The sequence below is a fragment of the Actinoplanes sp. NPDC051633 genome, assembly GCF_040681735.1.
Lineage (GTDB): Bacteria > Actinomycetota > Actinomycetes > Mycobacteriales > Micromonosporaceae > Actinoplanes.
This window is the reverse complement of sequence record NZ_JBFAZH010000712.1, coordinates 1-4091: the sequence shown is the minus strand read 5'-3', so window position 1 is coordinate 4091 and position 4091 is coordinate 1. Positions and strand designations below refer to the sequence as shown.

At 71.0% G+C, this 4091-nt stretch carries 8 protein-coding genes; 3 read left to right on the top strand and 5 right to left on the bottom strand.

The features are described 5' to 3' along the window. Positions 1-220: helix-turn-helix domain-containing protein (locus AB0M20_RS30390; RefSeq protein WP_364303756.1), on the top strand; the 220-nt coding region annotated here is incomplete at its 5' end. A 141-nt stretch (positions 221-361) separates the two neighbouring features. Here the strand turns inward: AB0M20_RS30390 and AB0M20_RS30385 are convergent. Beyond that, complete coding sequence (locus AB0M20_RS30385) at positions 362-700, bottom strand: hypothetical protein (protein WP_364303755.1); 339 nt, start codon at positions 698-700, stop codon at positions 362-364. 370 nt (positions 701-1070) lie between these two features. Here AB0M20_RS30385 and AB0M20_RS30380 point away from each other — a divergent pair, with 370 nt between their 5' ends. Further along, positions 1071-1358 carry a hypothetical protein gene (locus AB0M20_RS30380; RefSeq protein WP_364303753.1) on the top strand — a complete coding sequence of 96 codons (288 nt, stop codon included), beginning with the start codon at positions 1071-1073 and terminating at the stop codon, positions 1356-1358. Positions 1359-1363: 5 nt separating this feature from the next. On the opposite strand, the gene AB0M20_RS30375 is transcribed toward AB0M20_RS30380, so the two are convergent. Genes AB0M20_RS30375 through AB0M20_RS30365 form a run of 3 tightly spaced genes read right to left on the bottom strand, consistent with a single transcriptional unit; the run spans position 1364 to position 2640 of the window. Next, positions 1364-1720 (bottom strand): DUF4180 domain-containing protein, encoded by a 357-nt coding sequence (locus AB0M20_RS30375; RefSeq protein ID WP_364303752.1) that lies wholly within the window; start codon positions 1718-1720, stop codon positions 1364-1366. After that, on the bottom strand, positions 1713-2123 hold the full coding sequence (locus tag AB0M20_RS30370) for a helix-turn-helix domain-containing protein (protein WP_364303751.1): 411 nt from the start codon (positions 2121-2123) through the stop codon (positions 1713-1715). Before AB0M20_RS30370 ends, AB0M20_RS30375 begins: the two co-directional genes overlap by 8 nt. A gap of 31 nt (positions 2124-2154) precedes the next feature. Further along, a complete protein-coding gene (locus tag AB0M20_RS30365) occupies positions 2155-2640 on the bottom strand; it encodes a GNAT family N-acetyltransferase (protein ID WP_364303750.1) in 486 nt (161 codons plus the stop codon). A gap of 48 nt (positions 2641-2688) precedes the next feature. On the opposite strand from AB0M20_RS30365, the gene AB0M20_RS30360 reads away from it, so the two are divergent. Beyond that, positions 2689-3231 carry a TetR family transcriptional regulator gene (locus tag AB0M20_RS30360; protein ID WP_364303749.1) on the top strand — a complete coding sequence of 181 codons (543 nt, stop codon included), beginning with the start codon at positions 2689-2691 and terminating at the stop codon, positions 3229-3231. Here the strand turns inward: AB0M20_RS30360 and AB0M20_RS30355 are convergent. After that, a partial coding sequence (locus AB0M20_RS30355) for a molybdopterin-dependent oxidoreductase (RefSeq protein ID WP_364303748.1) occupies positions 3218-4091 on the bottom strand: 874 nt, incomplete at its 5' end. The genes AB0M20_RS30360 and AB0M20_RS30355 overlap by 14 nt on opposite strands.

Here is a 4091-nt window from a genome sequence, read left to right as displayed (position 1 = left end):
GGCCGGTTTCCGCCGCCACCTGGGCGACACCCCGATGGCCTACCTCCAGCAGGTCCGCCTCCAGCGCGCCCACGACGACCTGGTCGCCGCCGACCCGAACACCGACACCGTCTCCGCAATCGCGCACCGCTGGGGTTTCGCCCACCTGGGCCGCTTCGCCCTGTCCTACCGGGCCCGCTATCAGGAGACCCCGTCGCAGACCCTCCGCAAAACCATGTGACGGGTACGAACGCAGCGGGTGCCCGCCCTGCCGCCGAGGCCGCGGCCGCTCACCCACCCCACGCGGGCGCCGGCCCGGGAGCGAGGCGGGCGTTCGGCCGTCGAGGGGGGTGGGTAACGGCCGAACGCCCGCGCGGCGTGACTACTCGCCGGGATCGAGTCGGCGCGGCATCTCGCCCATGCGGTGGGTCGGGCTGGCGGTGCGGAGCAAGTGCCCGCGCGGCGGGACCCAGTCACGCCACGGGCCGAGCCGCTGTGGCACGGCGACGGCCTCACCGTCGCCGGCGCCGCGCAGGGACTGCAGATAGGCGACCAGGCGCTGGGCCGCCGCACTGCCGTCGTCGGCCAGGCTGCGCAGCACCCGCACCCCGTCCTCGAACGCCGGATCGTCCGGAGACAGCCGAGCCAGCAGGGCCGCAAGGCCCCCCAACGCCTGGACCACGTCGCAGGCGTCTCGTTCGGCATCCGGCAGGCTACTCACGCCCGCCAGCCTTACGCTCGGTCATCAATCTCGTTTCTCCTCGCCCCACGCGTGGCTTCCACCAAGGCTTCCGCACACGTGACAAGCGAGAAATGTATTCGTCTCACTACGCAGCGTCCATCCGCTGGACGCAACTGCTGTCCGGATCGCGCGCACTTCGACCACGGACTCACCGATCGTCCGTTTCAAGCACCGGATCATCCGCTAACTGCACGAACACGGCCCGAGACGCTCATGCAGCTCGGAAATTTCATCCGATCGAGTGAAGCCGTAATTCACCCGATCGGTGGGTCTCTCCGAACGACGGCGAACCGGATAAGCCCCCGGTCGGCGGGGTATGGAAATCCGTATTCCACGATGAAGGAGAATCATGTCTGAGCCGCAGCAACCGCTCGAGGAAAGGCCGGAGGTCGCCGACGCGGTCGAGGACGATGTGGCCGTCGACGCGTTCATCACCGGTGGCGGGCCCGACCAGGACACCCCGGCGTTCCTCGCGCCCGGCGAGGAGCCCACTGTCCGCACCGGCGCCGACCAGCCCTGGGACCCGGAGGATCTGGCCGTCGCCCGCGGCTGGGACCCGACCCCGGAGAACATCGAGCGAGCCCGCCGCGAGCTCGAGCGCGACGGGCCGGCGGCGATCGAGAAGACCGTGCCCTGACAGCCCTACAGGTGTGTGTCGAGCTCGTCGAGGTCGGTGACGAACCAGATGTGACGGCCGCGGTTCGATTCACGAACCAGGTCACGCAACGCTGTGCTGGCCTCGACACGCTCGGCGATGTCGCCGACGACGGCGAGCCGGATCGAGTAGTTCACGAACTTCTGCATGATCTCGCCGGCCACGCCCGTGCGCAGCTGGAAGAAGGCATCGCCCAGCCGCCGCGCGGGGATCGCCACGACGTCGGCCACGCCGTAGGTGGCTCCGATCACGTCCAGCGCGTCCTGCGTCGTGACGATCGGCGGGCCCTCCGCCGCGCAGACCAGCACCGGCACCCCGCGCCGCTGCTGCACCGTGTCAGTCATCGCCACTCCCCTCGTCACCCAGCAACCCCTCGAGCGCGTGCAGCACGTCCGTGGCCGCCGGCACGTCCCCGATGACGATCACCTTGAGCCGCGAGCGCTCGCCGTCGTAGATCACCTGCGCCCGCGCCAGCCGCTGCTGCGCGCCGGCCACCACCAGCGTGCTCAGCCGGTCGGCCAGCACCCGATCGACGTCCGCGATCTCGATCACCGCCGAGACCTCCGCACGGGGCCGCGCCGGCGCCGGGCGGCCGATGAACGCGTCAAGGTCGGCGCGAGCGATTCGATACTGCTTACCGATCCGCACCGCATGCAGCCGCTGGTCGCGGATGTAGCCGCGCACCGTGCGGACATGCAGGCCCAGACGCTCGGCCACCTGCTCCGGCGAGAGCCACTCGCTATCCATAACTTCCCTAACGTACCCTCGAAGCAGTCTTTCAGGGAAGTTTACGTGACCAGTTCTGCCCGACGAGGTCGGCACCGAAGCTGTGATGCGGCGCTTCGTCGTCGAGCGTGAATCCGGCCGCCCGATAGATGCGCCGGGCCGAGGTGAGCACGTCGTTGGTCCACAGCGTGATGCGGTCGTACCCGGCGCGGGCGGCGAACTCGAGGCATGCCCCGACCAGCCGCGCGCCCAGGCCATGGCCCCGGAACGCCGGGTCGACGAGCAGGATCCGCAACTGCGCCGTACGCTCGCCGGCCGCCACGCAGAAGACGCAGCCCGCCCGTTGCCCGTCGACCTCCGCGATCCACGCCGCCTCGCGCTCCGGGTCCCGCTTCTCCGCATAGTCCGCGACGATCCGCGCCACCAGCTCCTCGAAGCTCACGTCCCAGCCGTACTCGGCCGCATACACCTCTCCGTGCGCCATCACGACCCAGCCCAGGTCGCCCGGCCGCCCCAGCGCCCGCACCACCGCGCTCATGACCACCCCCATCGTTTACTGAAACGACTGTTTCAGTAGAGTGCGGGCATGGCAAGCCCCCGGCGGACCGATCTGCTCGAAGCCGCCTACCGGTACGCGCTGACCCACGGCCTCGGGGACATGTCGCTGCGGCCCCTCGCTGCCGCCATCGGCTCGAGCCCGCGGGTGCTGCTGTACCTGTTCGGCTCGAAGGACGGCCTGATCCGCGAGCTGCTGGCCAGGGCACGCGCCGACGAGGTCGCCCTGTTGCGGGAGACTCCGGCCGGCGATCTCGCGGAGGCGACGCTGCGCATCTGGGCGTGGCTCAGCGACCCGGAACATCGGGCGCTGCTGACATTGTGGACGGAGGCCTACGCACGGTCGCTCGTCGAACCGGACGGTCCGTGGTCGTCGTTCGCCGCGGCGACGGTCGGTGACTGGCTTAACCTGCTGGCCGCGGCACAGCCGGAGTCCACCCGCGACACCGCGGCGGGAGCTGCCCAGCGAACCGCCGCCCTGGCCCTGCTGCGCGGCGCGCTCCTCGACCTGCTGGCGACCGAGGACCGCGCGCGCACCACGGCAGCCGTCCGGTTCGCGGTCAGCCGATGGTGACCGTGATCGTGTGCCATCCCGTGGCGCCGTCCGGGAACGGAGTCGCCCGCTGCTCGGTCTGCGTCGCGCCGGTCCGATCGGTCGCCCGCACCGAGAGCGAATGCGGGCCGGGTGCGGCATTCCACTGCAGACGCCACTGGACCCACGTGTCGGCCGACGGGACGGGCAGCAGCTCGGCGCGCCGCCACGGGCCGTCGTCCACGCGTACCTCGACGGTCTCGATGCCCCGGCCCTGCGCCCACGCGACGCCGGCCACGGTGACCGGCCCCGCCTTCACCCGCGCGAAGGGCAGCGGCCGGTCGATCCGGGACGCCGTCTTCACCGGGCCGTCGGCGGCCCAGCCGCGGCGCACCCAGTACGCGTCGAAGTCGGCGAACGTGGTCAGCTCCAGCTCGGTCAGCCACTTGCAGGCGCCCGCGTAGCCGTAGAGCCCCGGCGTCAGCATCCGCACCGGGAAGCCGTGCTCCAGCGGCAGCGGCTCTCCGTTCATGCCGACGCAGAGCATCGTGTCCCGCCCGTCGAGAGCGGTCGCCACCGGCGTGCCGATCGTCATGCCCTCGATCGAGCGTGCCACCAGCTGATCGGCGCCGGCGGCGATCCCGGCCTCGCGCAGCAGCGGCGCCAGCGGAACACCGAGCCAGCGCGCCGTGCCGATGTAGGGCCCGCCGACCTCGTTGGAGACGCAGTTGAGGGTGATGTCGCGCTCGATCAGCGGCCGGTTCAACAGGTCCTCGAAGGACAGTCGCAACTCACGCCCGACCATCCCGTGCACCCGCAACGACCAGCCGGCCACGTCGACTCGCGGCACGGTCAGCGCGGTGTCGACCCGATAGAAGCCGGAGTTCGTCGTGACGAAGCCG